The 14,022-nt window shown below is 63.0% G+C and carries 13 protein-coding genes; 7 read left to right on the top strand and 6 right to left on the bottom strand.

The features are described 5' to 3' along the window. Together CP49_RS27810 and CP49_RS27815 are read left to right on the top strand one after the other, a co-directional pair. On the top strand, nucleotides 1-819 hold an 819-nt coding region (locus tag CP49_RS27810), incomplete at its 5' end, for a chemotaxis protein CheB (protein WP_245310907.1). Next, nucleotides 816-1,694 carry a CheR family methyltransferase gene (locus CP49_RS27815; protein ID WP_057853339.1) on the top strand — a complete coding sequence of 293 codons (879 nt, stop codon included), beginning with the start codon at nucleotides 816-818 and terminating at the stop codon, nucleotides 1,692-1,694. The genes CP49_RS27810 and CP49_RS27815, both read left to right, overlap by 4 nt. Before the next feature lie 24 nt (nucleotides 1,695-1,718). Here the strand turns inward: CP49_RS27815 and CP49_RS27820 are convergent, their stop codons facing one another. From CP49_RS27820 to CP49_RS27830, 3 genes are read right to left on the bottom strand one after another with little or no spacing between them, the layout of a single operon-like run. Further along, a complete protein-coding gene (locus tag CP49_RS27820) occupies nucleotides 1,719-2,876 on the bottom strand; it encodes a glutathionylspermidine synthase family protein (RefSeq protein ID WP_057853340.1) in 1,158 nt (385 codons plus the stop codon). Between the two features lie 5 nt (nucleotides 2,877-2,881). After that, nucleotides 2,882-3,292 (bottom strand): hypothetical protein, encoded by a 411-nt coding sequence (locus CP49_RS27825; protein WP_057853341.1) that lies wholly within the window; start codon nucleotides 3,290-3,292, stop codon nucleotides 2,882-2,884. A 2-nt stretch (nucleotides 3,293-3,294) separates the two neighbouring features. Further along, nucleotides 3,295-3,699: a DUF350 domain-containing protein gene (locus CP49_RS27830; protein WP_057853342.1), complete on the bottom strand. Its 405-nt coding sequence runs from the start codon at nucleotides 3,697-3,699 to the stop codon at nucleotides 3,295-3,297. A 276-nt stretch (nucleotides 3,700-3,975) separates the two neighbouring features. Here CP49_RS27830 and CP49_RS27835 point away from each other — a divergent pair, with 276 nt between their 5' ends. Further along, complete coding sequence (locus CP49_RS27835; RefSeq protein WP_057853343.1) at nucleotides 3,976-5,130, top strand: DUF937 domain-containing protein; 1,155 nt, start codon at nucleotides 3,976-3,978, stop codon at nucleotides 5,128-5,130. A 105-nt stretch (nucleotides 5,131-5,235) separates the two neighbouring features. On the opposite strand, the gene ctrA is transcribed toward CP49_RS27835, so the two are convergent. Next, nucleotides 5,236-5,937, bottom strand: coding sequence for a response regulator transcription factor CtrA (gene ctrA, locus CP49_RS27840; RefSeq protein ID WP_016848562.1), 702 nt, complete (start codon nucleotides 5,935-5,937; stop codon nucleotides 5,236-5,238). Nucleotides 5,938-6,303: 366 nt separating this feature from the next. Between ctrA and fliI the strand changes: the two genes are divergently transcribed. From fliI to CP49_RS27860, 4 genes are all read left to right on the top strand, one after another. Next, a complete protein-coding gene (gene fliI, locus CP49_RS27845; RefSeq protein ID WP_057853344.1) occupies nucleotides 6,304-7,629 on the top strand; it encodes a flagellar protein export ATPase FliI in 1,326 nt (441 codons plus the stop codon). Nucleotides 7,630-7,738: 109 nt separating this feature from the next. Then, on the top strand, nucleotides 7,739-8,155 hold the full coding sequence (gene fliJ, locus CP49_RS27850; RefSeq protein ID WP_057853345.1) for a flagellar export protein FliJ: 417 nt from the start codon (nucleotides 7,739-7,741) through the stop codon (nucleotides 8,153-8,155). A gap of 213 nt (nucleotides 8,156-8,368) precedes the next feature. Continuing rightward, on the top strand, nucleotides 8,369-8,914 hold the full coding sequence (locus tag CP49_RS27855) for a sigma-70 family RNA polymerase sigma factor (RefSeq protein ID WP_057853346.1): 546 nt from the start codon (nucleotides 8,369-8,371) through the stop codon (nucleotides 8,912-8,914). A gap of 17 nt (nucleotides 8,915-8,931) precedes the next feature. Continuing rightward, nucleotides 8,932-9,870: an anti-sigma factor gene (locus CP49_RS27860; protein ID WP_057853347.1), complete on the top strand. Its 939-nt coding sequence runs from the start codon at nucleotides 8,932-8,934 to the stop codon at nucleotides 9,868-9,870. 335 nt (nucleotides 9,871-10,205) lie between these two features. Here CP49_RS27860 and CP49_RS27865 read toward each other — a convergent pair whose 3' ends face one another. Next, on the bottom strand, nucleotides 10,206-10,412 hold the full coding sequence (locus tag CP49_RS27865; protein ID WP_057853348.1) for a hypothetical protein: 207 nt from the start codon (nucleotides 10,410-10,412) through the stop codon (nucleotides 10,206-10,208). A gap of 315 nt (nucleotides 10,413-10,727) precedes the next feature. Next, on the bottom strand, nucleotides 10,728-12,863 hold the full coding sequence (gene flhA, locus CP49_RS27870) for a flagellar biosynthesis protein FlhA (RefSeq protein ID WP_057853349.1): 2,136 nt from the start codon (nucleotides 12,861-12,863) through the stop codon (nucleotides 10,728-10,730). Nucleotides 12,864-14,022 lie beyond the last annotated feature (1,159 nt).

The following is a 14,022-nucleotide window of genomic DNA, read 5'->3' on the forward strand; positions in this document are numbered from 1 at the left end:
TCCGACTACATTCCGAAGCCGGAAAGCACGCGCGAGGCCGGCGCCGCCGAGACCTTCCACCACGATCTGATTCAGAAGATTCGTCATCTGGGCGCCAGGGCCCGCCGCCGTGCCTCGCCTGCCGCGGGCCCGTCTCTGGCTCCGGCCCCCGACCGGGCACGCGACGTATCGGTCCATCCGGTCGCGGCACCGGTTGCCCAACTGCAACTGGCGCGCAGGCCCTTCAGCATGCTGGCGCCGCGTGTGCTCCTGGTCGGCTCGTCGACCGGCGGCCCGCAGGCCCTGATGGCGCTGGTCGCCGACATCGGCCCGGTGATCGATCGTTTTCCGGTGCTGATCACCCAGCACATGCCGCCAACCTTCACCACGATTCTCGCCGAGCATCTGGCGCGTGCGAGCCGCCGGCCGGCGCATGAGGCCGTCGATGGCGAGATCGTCAAGTCCGGCCGGATCTATCTCGCGCCCGGTGGCCGCCACATGCGCGTCGTGCGCCACGGCGCCGAGACCGCGATCGCGCTCGACGATGGGCCGCCGGTGAATTTCTGCAAACCCGCGGTGGACCCGCTGTTCAACTCCGCCATCGACGTTTGGCAGGGCGGCGTCATGTCGGTGATTTTGACCGGCATGGGTTCCGACGGCATGCGCGGCGGCAAGGACATCGTCGCCGCCGGCGGCAGCGTGATTGCCCAGGACGAAGCGACCAGCGTGGTGTGGGGCATGCCCGGCGCGGCCGCCAATGCAGGTATTTGCGCGGCGGTTCTGCCGCTCAATCAGATTGGGCCAAAACTGGTTCGGTTGTTTTCGGGAGATCGTTCGTGACGCCTTCAGACTATGAGTATCTGCGTAAGCTTCTGAAAGAGCGCTCCGGGCTCGATCTTTCCGCCGACAAGCAATATCTGGTCGAAAGCCGGCTGTTGCCGCTGGCGCGCAAATCCAGCCTGCCGGGCATTTCCGAACTCGTCGAGAAGATGAAGGGCGGAGCTGCCGCGCTGACAGCAGAGGTGGTCGAGGCGATGACCACCAACGAGACGTTCTTCTTCCGCGACAAGATTCCATTCGATCATTTGCGGGAGGCGGTCATCCCGGCGATGGTGCAGGCGCGCGCGGCCCGCCGCTCCTTGCGCATCTGGTGCGCGGCTTCCTCCACCGGGCAGGAGCCGTATTCGATCGCGATGTGCCTGAAGGAGGCCGGATCCTTGCTGTCCGGCTGGCGCACCGAGATCGTCGCGACCGACTTGTCGCAGGCGGTGCTGGAAAAATCGAAGGCCGGAATCTTCAGCCAGTTCGAGGTACAGCGCGGATTGCCGATCGGGTTGCTGGTGAAATATTTTACCCAGAACGGCGAGCTCTGGCAGATCAATGCCGAGATCCGCAGCATGGTGCAGCATCGTCAGCTCAACCTGCTGCAGGACTTCTCCCATCTCGGCGTGTTCGACATCATCTTCTGCCGCAACGTGCTGATCTATTTCGATCAGCACACCAAGGCCAACATCTTCGAGCGGCTCTCCCGAATGCTGGAGCCCGATGGCGTGCTGGCGCTGGGCGCGGCCGAATCCGTGGTCGGCATCACCAATACCTTCAAGCCCTATCCGGAGCGGCGCGGACTTTATCGTACGAATATAGCGCCGGTGATCCGGGTAGGGGCGTCGACCCTGGTGCCGCAAACGTTGCGAGCGGTTGCCGCGGCGAGCTGAGCCTGCATCTCCAGGCTTGCAGCGCTACAATATCGCGTGCGGCAGGAAGCGTGACGTGTTGCCGGTGATCGGGTTCTCGTCCTCGCGGATCGACAGGCCGCACGGCGTGTGATCGATCAGCCAGCTTCCGAGCACCGGGTATTGGTCGGAAAAGCTCGGCAGCGCCGCGAAAGCCTGCCGGATGAATCCTTCCGCGCCGTACGGGCCTTCCTGCTCCGCCAGCGTCGTGCCGGCGCTGACGAGTGCGACATTGGCGCCTTCGCGCGAATAAAGCGGCTTGCGGACGAACGAGGAGCCGAGCATTGCCGCCTTCGGATCGTCCTCGAAATAGGCCGGCAGCAAATTGGGGTGCTTCGGAAACATCTCCCATAGCAGCGGTAGAATACCTTTGTTGGAAAGGATTGCCTTCCAGGGCGGCTCGATCCAGCGGGTCGGCACGCTCGACAGCTTCGCGCCGAACGCGTCTTGAAACATCCATTCCCAGGGGTAGAGCTTGAAGGCGAGCTCAATTCCGCGATCGTCGAGATCGACGAAGCGGCCATCACCGCTCAGTCCGACGTCCTTGATTTCCATCAGCGTAGTCTGCAATCCGGCCTGGCTCGCGGTGTCCTGCAGATAGGCCAGCGTGCCGGCATCCTCGGTGTTGTCAGTCATCCCGGCGAGATGAAGATGCTTTCCGTCGCCGTGTTTCTTCCTGGCATCGATCAGGCGCTCATGGATTGAATTGAACTGGTCGGCGCGCTTCGGGATGATGTTGCGCTCCATCGCCTGTTCGAGCCAGGTCCACTGAAAAACCGCCGCTTCGAAAATCGAGGTCGGCGTATCCGCGTTGTACTCCAGCAGCTTCGCCGGGCTCCAGCCGTCGTAGCTCAGGTCCAGCCGGCCATAGAGGCTGGCGTCGCGGCGGCGCCAGCTTTCGGACAGCAGCGGCCAGAAGGCTTCGGGTATTTTCAATCTGCGCAGATATTTTTCGTCGTTGATCACGAGGCCGACCAGTTCGAGGCACATCGCCTCGATCTCGGCGGTCGGCGCCTCGATCCGCCGTTCGATCTCGTTCAGCGTGAACGCATAGTAGGCCCGTTCGTCCCAATAGCGCTCGCCCTCGATGGTGTGAAACGTGAAGCCAACACTTTCGGCTGTGGCACGCCAGTCGTCGCGTTCGGGGCAGGGGATGCGCTGCATGAAATTCAGCCGCCAGAGAAGCCGATGGCATGCCCGAACGACCCGAAGCCGCCGCGCTGCGCGGAGTGCGAGCCGGAATCGGACGTACCCGAGGATGAATGGCTCGAGGACGAATCGCTGCTGTAGTAGCTGCTGCGCGACGAGCTGCCACCGGAGCCGCCATGGCTGCTGGATGACGAGCTCCGCGACGAGCATTCGGTATTGCTTTGCTGGAGCGACGACGAGGAAGCATTCGGCGACTGCTCGCAGCTGCGGCTCGGCATCAGCGTGTAGGCGGCGGTCCCGACGGCGAACGTGCCCATTAGCAGGAGGGCGACGTGGCTCGAACGTTTCGCCGGCGGCGGGACGGGGCGCGGCGATGCCGGCATCGAAGCCGGTTTGCGCTTGCCGAATTCGTGCTCTGAATGATCTGCCATGATCAGTAGATCATCGAAGCGGCGTTCAGTGCGCCGGCGGCGAGCGAGGACAGCCCGAGCCAGATCGCGGCGGCGAGCTCGCCGGAAGCGATCCGCTTCGACAGGTTCGGCACCGGAACCCTGACAAGGAAATAGACAATGATCTGCACGATCAGCGCGATCGCGGCCCAGATCATGCAATCCCACACATTGGCGGAATGGGCGATGGCGCTGACCAGCGGCAGCACGAAGCCGAGCAGGCTCAGGCCAAGCGCAATAGCGGCTGCCGGCTCATTGGCGCGGATCAGATCGAACTCGTTATGCGCGGTGACGCGTGTGTAGACGAAGAGATAGGCAACGACGGCGACGATCGCCGTGCAGAAATACACCAGGAACGCCGGCAGCCCGGCGAGGGATTGCAAAACCATTGAATTCGCCCCGACTCGTGCGTTCGATAAGGTTCGCACGATCTGTCAGTCGGCGCATAGGAGCGGGCGGTTCAATCCCAATAAAAACTCTGCTTGGAGCCCGGCTCTGATTGAATCAGAGCCGGGCTCTAGATGCTCGTTTTGACGCGCAGGTCCTTGTGGAACTTCGATCAATCCGGAGAGGTTGTAATATAAGGTGATTAAACTTTGGGGAGCAATCCGGGGTGAGCGGGTTAACTTGAGCAGGTAACTGCACCCTTGCTCGGGAGGATCGCCATGGCCACGAATTTGGTCTCTGTAGTGATGCAATTCCTCACACCGGACATGATCGCGAAGATCGCTTCTGCTCTGGGTCTTGATCGCAATGTCGCGCAAAAAGCCATAGCGGGTGCAATTCCCGCCCTTCTTGCAAGTCTTGCTGACGTTGCCTCCACTCCCAATGGGGCACGCCAGCTCACCAATACGCTGACACAGCAATCCGGATCGCTCGATAGCCTCAAGAATCTCACCGGCGATCGCGATCTGAACTCGTTCGCGGAAACCGGGTCGAACATGCTTTCCGGCCTGTTCGGTGGCGGAACCCTGGATGCGATGGCACAGACCATCGGCAAGTTCGCGGGGATCGGCGAGGGTACGACCAAGTCGATGCTCGGCATGCTTGGCCCGGTGGTCCTTGGCGCTTTGGGTCAGCAGCAACGCAGCGCTGGTCTCGACGCAAGCGGGCTGGCGTCCCTCCTCACTTCACAGAAGGATCAGATCGCCGCGGCAATACCATTCGGTCTCGCCGGCCAGTTGAGTGCCGCCGGCCTTATCGATGGTGCGACTGAAAGCTTGCGCAGCGGTGCGGCGGCGGCCAGCACGGCCGGCAGCCGAATTGCAGGGGCTTCGGAGCGGACCATTTCCGGGGCTGGTCAGGCGGCCGCCGCGGCGGCCCGCAGGACCGCGGTACCACAGTGGCCGTATTGGCTGGTCGCCGCGGTGGTATTGGGTGGTCTGATCTGGTTCGCCCTTGGTCGTCCAGGGGAGGACACAGTCGCTCAGATGTCGCCTCCCTCCACGAAGCGGACCGAGACCGGAACCGTAGGCAAGGCCCCGACGGATTTAACGGTCGACGGGATGAATCTTGCGAACCAGATCAACTCGTCGGTTGGGTCCATCAGGATCGTGCTTTCCAGCATCACCGATGCCGCATCGGCCGAGGCCGCCCTGCCCAAACTGAAGGAAGCGACAGATCAGTTGGATGAGGTCGGCTCGCGCGCGACGCAGCTCTCTCCTGAAGGAAAAAGCACCCTCGTAAAGCTGGTTGTTGTTGCGACCCCCATGATCAACCAGATGTGTGACAAGGTGCTGGCGACGCCCGGCGCCGGCGATGTTGCGAAGCCGGCGATTGACGAGCTTCGAGGCAAGCTCGACGCGCTCGCGCGCTCCTGATGGCGAATTGACGGGAGCCATCCGCCCCCAAACAAAAACCCCGCCATTTTTGGCGGGGTCCAGTCGGGCGGAGTGAGCCGTGCGGCTCGCTGTAAAACCCTGGTGTCAGGCGGGGATGCGCTCGTCCGCCTCATGCGGCTCGCGCAGCACGTAGCCGCGGCCCCACACGGTTTCGATGAAGTTGCGGCCTTCGGAGGCGTTTGCCAGTTTCTTGCGCAGCTTGCAGATGAAGACGTCGATGATCTTCAGCTCTGGCTCGTCCATGCCGCCATAGAGATGGTTGAGGAACATTTCCTTGGTGAGGGTGGTTCCCTTGCGGAGCGAAAGCAGCTCCAGCATCTGGTATTCCTTGCCCGTCAGGTGCACGCGCTGGCCGCCGACTTCGACCGTCTTGGTGTCGAGATTGACGACGAGATCGCCGGTCTGGATGACCGACTGGGCGTGGCCCTTGGAACGGCGTACGATCGCATGGATGCGGGCGACCAGTTCGTCCTTGTGGAAGGGCTTGGTCATGTAGTCATCGGCGCCGACGCCGAGGCCCTTGACCTTATCCTCGATGCCGGCGAGGCCGGACAGGATCAGAATGGGGGTCTTGATTTTCGACACCCGGAGCTGCTTGAGCACGTCGTAGCCGGACATGTCGGGCAGATTGAGGTCGAGAAGGATTATGTCGTAATCGTAAAGCTTACCGAGATCGACGCCTTCTTCTCCGAGGTCCGTCGTGTAGACGTTGAAACTCTCGGATTTGAGCATCAGCTCGATCGACTGCGCGACAGCGCTGTCATCTTCAATCAGCAAAACGCGCATGCCAGTCCCCTTTAGTCGCCGCTCCGGGCGTCAGGTCGGCCGCACTTGCGGCACTCAAAACGCCTTTGAACAACTGATTCGGATCCTGACAGACACATGGTTAACAAATCCTGATTCCGGTTCGCAAGGTCTTTAAGTGCAATTTTTATCGAATCGCCCTAAGATATTGCGTCGAAGCAGCTTTTCCCTACCGTGCCTGCTCAAGCTCCAAGTTAAGAGGCGGGCCTAACCGACTCTCGCGACTCATCCTTCTTCTGACGGGCGAGCGCTCTCAGTCACCAAAGACAGTGACGTAATGATTAATGATGCGGGTAAACACGAGGTTAAGCGCTGCCCGTTAAAGCGCGGAAACTTAAGGTTTTCGAAATGAAGGCGCTCGCGGAGCAGATCGGCGATATCGACGGCGTCAATATATATGGCCGCGTTGTGGGCGTGCGCGGGCTGATGGTTGAGATTGCAGGGCCGATCCATGCGATGTCGGTCGGCGCCCGCATCGTCATCGATACCGGCGGGAACCGTTTCATCCCGGCCGAGGTCATCGGCTTTTCCGGCAGCAATGCGGTCGTCATGCCATTCGGCGGGCTCGAGGGCGTCCGGCGCGGCTGCCGCGCGGTAATCGCAATCGCCGCCAGCCAGGTGCGGCCGTCAGCGGCCTGGCTCGGCCGCGTGATCAACGCAATGGGCGATCCGATCGACGGCAAGGGACCGCTCGTGCAGGGCCCATCCCCGATGTCCTACCGAAATTCGCCGCCGCCGGCGCATTCGCGCCAGCGCGTTGGCGCAGCGCTCGATCTCGGGGTGCGTGCGCTCAACACGTTCCTGACCTGCTGCCGCGGCCAGCGGCTCGGCATCTTCGCGGGTTCCGGCGTCGGCAAATCGGTGCTGCTGTCGATGCTGGCGCGCAATGTCGATGCCGACATCACCGTCATCGGCCTGATCGGCGAACGCGGCCGCGAGGTGCAGGAATTTCTGCAGGAGGATCTCGGCCACGAGGGTCTCGCGCGCTCGGTCGTGGTGGTGGCGACATCGGACGAGCCCGCCTTGATGCGGCGGCAGGCGGCCTATCTGACGCTGGCGATCGCGGAGTATTTCCGCGACGAGGACAAGGACGTGCTGTGCCTGATGGACTCGGTCACGCGTTTTGCGATGGCGCAGCGCGAGATAGGGCTCTCGGCCGGCGAGCCGCCAACCGCCAAGGGCTACACGCCGACCGTGTTCACAGAATTGCCGAAACTTCTGGAGCGGGCAGGGCCGGGCACCGGGACCGGCACCATCACCGGCATTTTCACGGTGCTGGTCGACGGCGACGACCATAACGAGCCGATCGCGGACGCGGTCCGCGGCATTCTGGACGGTCACGTCGTGATGCAGCGCTCGATTGCAGAGCGCGGACGATTTCCCGCGATCAACATCCTCAAATCGGTCTCCCGCACCATGCCGCGATCGGCCAATCCAGACTATCTGCCGGTGATTATGAGGGGCCGCCAGGTGATGGCGACCTACGCCGACATGGAGGAGCTGATCCGGCTCGGCGCCTACCGGGCGGGTTCGAGTCCCGAGGTCGACGAGGCGATCCGGCTGCACGAGCCGCTGGAAGCCTTCCTGCGCCAGGCCAAGGACGAAAAATCGAGCCTCGATGACGGCTACCGCCAATTGGCGCAGATCCTCGCCAATTTGGAAACGGAACGCTAACTTTGTCAGGCCATCATCCCCGGCACATGATTAATGACGCCGGTGGGGTCCCCCGAGGGAGCCGGCTCCGTCCCGCGTTCAGATTGGGACTTCTGGGGAGTATGAGTCGATGAAGTCACGAGAAACGCTGATCCGCCTGAAGAAATTTCAGGTCGACGAGAAGCGCCGAAGGGTTACCCAGATCGAAGGCATGATCGCCGACTTCAAGCGCATGTCGGTCGACCTCGAGCGCGAAATTCAGACCGAGCAGGAGCGGGCCGGGATCAACGACCCCTCCCATTTTGCCTACCCGACCTACGCCAAGGCCGCGATCCAGCGGCGGGAAAACCTGACCCGCTCTGCCGACGAACTGCGCATTCAGCTCGAGGATGCCAAGAGCCTGCTCAGCGAAGCCTTCGAGGAGCTGAAGAAGGTCGAACTGCTCGACGAGCGCGACCAGGCGCGCGAGCGCGCCGAGGAGAGCGCCCGGGAGCAGGCCGACATGGATTCGATCGGGCTGATGCGCGCCCGGCTTGGCGTCGCCTGACGCACACTCATCGGTTGAAGGAATCGAAACCCGGGCCACAAGGCCCGGGTTTTTTCTTGGCGGGTTTTCCTGGTGGTTTTTTTGGAGGTTTTTCTTGGCGGATTGCCCGGAATCGGCGACTTGGTGCCCAGTTTGACGCAGGGTATGCTACGAAACTTCTCGACTGCTCCGGCGTACGACGCGAAGGAGGACCGAGATCTTGGGGGTCGTTGAATGCTGACGCCAGCAGAGCTGGTCTGGCTGATTGCCGCGGTGGCGAAGGGGGATGAGGCCGCTTTTGAGCGCCTTTACGCCGCCACGCGCGCGAAACTGTTTGGCGTCGTGCTCCGTATCTTGCGGCGTCAGGATCTCGCGGAGGAGGTCATTCAGGAGGCTTACGTCAAGATCTGGAACAGCGCCGGCCAGTTCAACCCGGCCCTGTCTTCGCCGATTACGTGGATGGTGTCGATCGCGCGCAACCGGGCGATCGACGTGGTGCGCAAGCGAAGCGAAAGCTCGATCGAGGAGGAGCCGGCCGCGATGGAAGTGGCGGCCGATTCACCCGATCCGCTGGCGCGGCGCGAGATGACGGAAGAGTTGAAGCGGTTGCTGGAATGCGTCGGCCGTCTGGAGCCGGATCGGCAGAAGCTCGTGCTGCTGGCCTACTACAACGGCTGGAGCCGCGAGCAGCTCGCCGCCAAGTTCGAGGCGCCGGTAAATACGGTGAAGACGTGGCTGCGCCGCAGCATGATGGATATAAGGGAGTGTCTCGGGCTGTGAGGTCCGGGTCTTGAACGATGGCCTATAGCGAAGACCATATCGCGCTCGCCGCGGAATATGCGCTCGGCACCCTCGATGCCGACGAGCGCGCGCAGGTCGAGACCATGATGGCCGCCGATAGCGAATTCACCGCGATCGTGCACGCTTGGGAATACCGGCTCGGCGTGCTGAACCAGATGGTCGGATCGATCGAGCCGCGGCCTATCGTGTGGGAGAACATCAAGGCTGCGATCGGACATTCCGCGGGGCAGCAGGCGCCGCTGATGTTGCCCGAGGCGCCATCGCCGCCTACGCCGGCGCCTGAACCTCCGGCCGAGCCTGTGGTGGCCCAGGCGCCGCCAGCAGCCGAGGCGCCGCCAGCCGTCGAGGCGCCGCCGGCTGCTGTACCGCCTGCCGTGGACAATTCGAACGTCATCCAGTTGACGGGCCGGGCGAAGCGCTGGCGCAACGTCGCCTCCATTGCCACCGCGATGGCCGCAGCTCTGGTCGCGATGCTGGCCGTGCAGGTCTACCAGCCCGAACTGCTGCCGGACGCGCTTCGGCCGAAGCCGCGCATCCAGACGGTCGAAGTGAAGACGCCGGCGCCATCGCCGGAGCCCTCGGCGCAATATGTCGCCCTGTTGCAGCGCGACGGCGGCTCGCCCGCGTTCATCCTGACGGTCGACGCCGCCAGCAAGAATTTCACGGTCCGCAAGGTCGGCGCGGACGCGGAGCCCGGCAAGAGTTTCGAGCTGTGGCTGATCTCCGACAAGCTGCCGCAGCCGCGTTCGCTCGGCGTGATCGGCGGCAGCGACTTCACCGCGCGCCCGGTGCTCGCCGGCTTCGACGCCGGCACGATCAACACCGCGACCTATGCGGTGACCGTGGAGCAGGCCGGCGGGTCGCCGACCGGCAAGCCGACCTCGGCGCCGATCTATGCCGGCAAGCTGATCGAGACGGTGCCGGCTAGCCGCTAGCGCCTGCGTACTGAAGCTTTCCCTCATGGTGAGGAGCGCGCCCTTGCGCCGTCACCGGACGATGCTTCGCATCGCCGGGAGAACCATGTGGCCCCCGATCTTTCCGCGGCCATCCTTCGAGACGTCCGCTTCGCTGGCTCCTCAGGACGAGGTCTGTGGGTGTGTCACGAGGCCGGTTGGTGAGGACGGCAATCTCCGCGGCACCCCAACAAAAAGAAAACGCCCGTGGGGAGCGGGCGTTTTCGTAGTCAACTTGGGGGTAGTTGGGGTCTTAAATATCCACACGGCGACTTTGGGGGGCTGTAAAGAGCCGCGTGAATTCCGTGAATTCTCCTTTAGCGTACGACAGAGTTGCCTGTGCTGGTAATCACAACCGGCTTACCAGCCTTCATGACGCGCTCGCTCGCGGTCTGGGTGAGACCTTCATCCGAGTTGGTGCGCGCGGAGATGCTGAAACCGGCGACCACGACACCCGCGACCAAAGCCACGACCACGATCTTGAGATGGGTCGTGCGATCTGCGCTGTAGATCGAATGGTTCATGGAAGTCTCCTGCCGCCTTCCCGCCTGTGGATTCGTCGAATGCATCCGCAGCCGGGTTCAACTTCTCGCGTCAGGGAACGTGGGAATCCGGGGAGTAGTTCCCAAGTGGCGATCACAAGGCGGTGAAAAGACTTGAACGGCCGCGATCGGAAAATGCGCGTCGCCCGGCCAAATGAATAATTATTCAGCTAGCACATCAACTTAGTGCTTGATCGTTGCGCCCGGCGCGATTTGGCGGGGTTCCGGCCGTTCTCGACAAACCATTTGCCTGTGGCGAAAAGGCCTCGGGATTTTTCAGTGATTTGCGGGGCGTGCCTACACGCTTCCGACCGTCTTCAGCCGCGCGCGCGGGTGAATTTCAGCCTGCGACAGCACCGTGGTCTGCGAGCGGAAACGCTCGACCAGCGAGCGCACGAACGGGCGGATCGCTGACGAGGTGACCAGCACCGGCGCTTCGCCCTCGCGGGCGGCCTGCTCAAAGCTGTTTCGGACTGCGGTCATGAACTCCGAGAGTTTTGAGGGCTGCATGGCGAGGCTGCGCTCTTCGCCCTGGCCCACGATCGATTCCGCGAACGCCTGTTCCCACCGCGCCGACAGCGCGATCAGCGGCAAATAACCGTTGAACGAGGTATTCTGTGCACAAATCTGCCGCGCCAGCCGGGCGCGGACATGTTCGACCATGGTGGCCGGGTTGCGCGAGAAGGCGAGCGCATCGGCGATGCCTTCGAGGATGGTGGAGAGATCGCGGATCGAGATGCGCTCGGCCAACAAAAGCTGAAGCACGCGCTGGATGCCTGAAACCGTGACCTGACTCGGCACGATGTCCTTGACCAGCTCGCCCTGTTCCTTCGGCAGGTCCTTGAGCAGCTTCTGCACCTCGCCATAGGACAAAAGATCGCTCATGTTGTTCTTGAGCAGCTCGGTCAGATGGGTCGACAGCACGGTCGCGGCGTCGACCACCGTGTAGCCCTTCAGCGAGGCTTCTTCCTTCAGCGCGGCGTCGACCCAGGTCGCCGGCAATCCGAAGGTCGGCTCCACGGTGTGAATGCCGGGCACACCGACCTGGTTACCGGCAGGGTCCATGACCATGAACTGGTTCGGCCAGATCTTGCCGCTGCCGGCGTCGACTTCCTTGATCTTGATGACGTAGGTGTTGGCCTCGAGCTGGACGTTGTCGAGGATGCGCACTGCCGGCATCACAAAGCCCATTTCGATGGCGAGCGAACGGCGCAGCGCCTTGATCTGCTCGGTCAGGCGGTCGGTGCCGTCGGGACCGTTGACCAGCGGCAACAGCGCATAGCCGAGTTCGATCTTGAGATCGTCGATCTTGAGCGCGTTGGCGATCGGCTCTTCCGCCGTGGCCTGGGCGGCAGCCGCAGCGAGATCGGGCGCGGCTGCGGCTGCGGCTTCCGCCGCCTTGGTGACGCGATTGTGGTTGCGCGACTTCCAGGCCAGCGCCGCGGCGCCGCCGCCGAGCGCGAGGAACGGAAGCATCGGAATGCCCGGCAGCAGCGCCAGCACCAGCATCACGCCGGCCGACATGCCGAGCGCCTGCGGATAGCCGCTTAGCTGCTTCATCAGCGCCTTGTCGGCGGCGCCGGTGATGCCGGCCTTCGACACCAGAAGGCCCGCGGCGGTCGAGACGATCAGCGCCGGCACCTGGGTGACCAGGCCGTCGCCGACCGTCAGAATGGTGTAGGTGCGGGCGGCGTCGCCAAAGCTCATGCCCTGCTGGGCGACGCCGATGATGATGCCGCCGATGACGTTGATGAAGACGATCAGGAGGCCCGCGATGGCGTCGCCGCGGACGAATTTCGAGGCGCCGTCCATGGCGCCGAAGAAGCCGCTTTCGTCCTCCAGCGCCTTGCGGCGTGCCTTGGCGGTCGCCTCGTCGATCAGGCCGGCGGAGAGGTCGGCGTCGATCGCCATCTGCTTGCCGGGCATCGAATCCAGCTGGAAGCGCGCAGCAACCTCGGCGATGCGCCCCGAACCCTTGGTGATGACGACGAAGTTCACGATCACCAGAATCGCGAACACGATAATTCCGATCACGAAATTACCGCCCATCACGAAATTACCGAAGGCTTCGATGACGTGGCCGGCCGCGGCCGTCCCCTCATGGCCGTGCGACAGGATCAGCCGGGTCGAGGCCATGTTCAGCGACAGCCGCAGCATGGTCGAGATCAGCAGCACGGTCGGAAACGACGAGAATTCCAGCGGCGCCTGGATGAAGAGCGACGTCATCAGGATCAGGATCGACACCGTGATCGAGATCGCCAGAAACAGATCCAGCACGATCGCCGGCAGCGGCAGGATCAGCACCACCAGGATGACGAGAACGCCGAGTGCCAGCGCCAGATCGCCACGCTTTAGGATATCGCCGATTTCGCTGAGGCTTGGAAATCCGCCGCTTGGGCCTGCGCCGCCCTGACCCGCCGTGACATCGACCATGGTAGCCGCTTCCCCCCGCGATTGACGCCCGCGGGCGCCAAACGTCTGCGCGGCGGCCGAAGGGCCGCCGGTCCGAAAGTGAGGCACCGCACTGGCGTCCACGGGGTTCCTCCCGTTCTACGCGGCCGACGACACTCGACTTCACCCGGCAATTCTTGCCGGGTGTATGGTTAGCAAAGGGTTAACAGGGGAGGGTTGGGGCGGGTTATTCGGCCCCCGATGCGAAGCGTCGAACGGACGCTCCCGTCGCACTCACCGCGGCCTCGTAGTTCGAGACGCGGCCTTGCCGCGCTCCTCACCATGAGGGTCTCAGACCTCATCCTGAGGAGGCGCGAAAGCGCCGTCTCGAAGGATGGGCCAAACAATGACTCGCTCCCACACACACCTCCGCATTCCCGCGGCGCGTTTCGCCCGGGCTTTGCAAAATTCGTTTCGCCCAAAGAGAAGAGGGCGCAGGGAATGCCGGGTGCTTGCTGCACCCGCGGTCTCGTGTGCAAGAGATGCGCAAAGATGCGCACACGAGCATACAGGTACAGTCGGAGCATTCCGGCATTCCCTGCACAATGGTTTTACGGCTTATGCCGTGCTCTCCCCGGAGACGAATTCCTCTTGCCTCCGTCGCCGGCGAATTGACGGTCTTGCGCGCCCGGTCGGGCTTCGCAACACCTCCGCCGACTTGACGCCAGCCACGGGCGCCAGGACCACACGGTTTTGCCGCATGCTTCAGTGCGGCAGCGTATTTGCATTGATGGTCCCCAGATCGCAACTGTTGCCATCGATAAACTGAAACTTCGATCTGCGAAAACAATCATCCGCCTTCAGTGCGTGATTAGGAACCGCGCAATCTGGAGCAATTCTAGCAACCGCCTATCGTACTCCGAAGATGCCTGCGTTAGAGCGAGGCCTCAAAAAAATCATACCGGCCAAGCCGGCAGGTCTCGGGGTATCGCAGGGTGACACTAACAGGATTTTCTTCGCTTTCCGCCACTCGACTTCAATTGATGCGAATGATCTGCCTCGGGGCAGTCAGCGGACTTACCCTCTCCCTGCAGACTGGTACCGCGCTGGCGCAGTCATCACTTCCTGCGGTCACCGTGGACGCGCCGCCGCAGCAGGCGCGCCCGGCCGCAGCCCGGCCATCCCGCCGCGCTGCGACCAC

The sequence above is a fragment of the Bradyrhizobium valentinum genome, assembly GCF_001440405.1.
GTDB classification, from domain to species: domain Bacteria; phylum Pseudomonadota; class Alphaproteobacteria; order Rhizobiales; family Xanthobacteraceae; genus Bradyrhizobium; species Bradyrhizobium valentinum.

What these genes read in the sequence shown, in the direction of transcription:
- CP49_RS27820 (WP_057853340.1), bottom strand. Translation starts at nt 2,876, where the DNA reads ATGCAGCGCATCCCCTGCCCCGAACGCGACGACTGGCGTGCCACAGCC.
- CP49_RS27825 (WP_057853341.1), bottom strand. Translation starts at nt 3,292, where the DNA reads ATGGCAGATCATTCAGAGCACGAATTCGGCAAGCGCAAACCGGCTTCG.
- CP49_RS27830 (WP_057853342.1), bottom strand. Translation starts at nt 3,699, where the DNA reads ATGGTTTTGCAATCCCTCGCCGGGCTGCCGGCGTTCCTGGTGTATTTC.
- CP49_RS27835 (WP_057853343.1), top strand. Translation starts at nt 3,976, where the DNA reads ATGGCCACGAATTTGGTCTCTGTAGTGATGCAATTCCTCACACCGGAC.
- ctrA (WP_016848562.1), bottom strand. Translation starts at nt 5,937, where the DNA reads ATGCGCGTTTTGCTGATTGAAGATGACAGCGCTGTCGCGCAGTCGATC.
- fliI (WP_057853344.1), top strand. Translation starts at nt 6,304, where the DNA reads ATGAAGGCGCTCGCGGAGCAGATCGGCGATATCGACGGCGTCAATATA.
- fliJ (WP_057853345.1), top strand. Translation starts at nt 7,739, where the DNA reads ATGAAGTCACGAGAAACGCTGATCCGCCTGAAGAAATTTCAGGTCGAC.
- CP49_RS27855 (WP_057853346.1), top strand. Translation starts at nt 8,369, where the DNA reads ATGCTGACGCCAGCAGAGCTGGTCTGGCTGATTGCCGCGGTGGCGAAG.
- CP49_RS27860 (WP_057853347.1), top strand. Translation starts at nt 8,932, where the DNA reads ATGGCCTATAGCGAAGACCATATCGCGCTCGCCGCGGAATATGCGCTC.
- CP49_RS27865 (WP_057853348.1), bottom strand. Translation starts at nt 10,412, where the DNA reads ATGAACCATTCGATCTACAGCGCAGATCGCACGACCCATCTCAAGATC.
- flhA (WP_057853349.1), bottom strand. Translation starts at nt 12,863, where the DNA reads ATGGTCGATGTCACGGCGGGTCAGGGCGGCGCAGGCCCAAGCGGCGGA.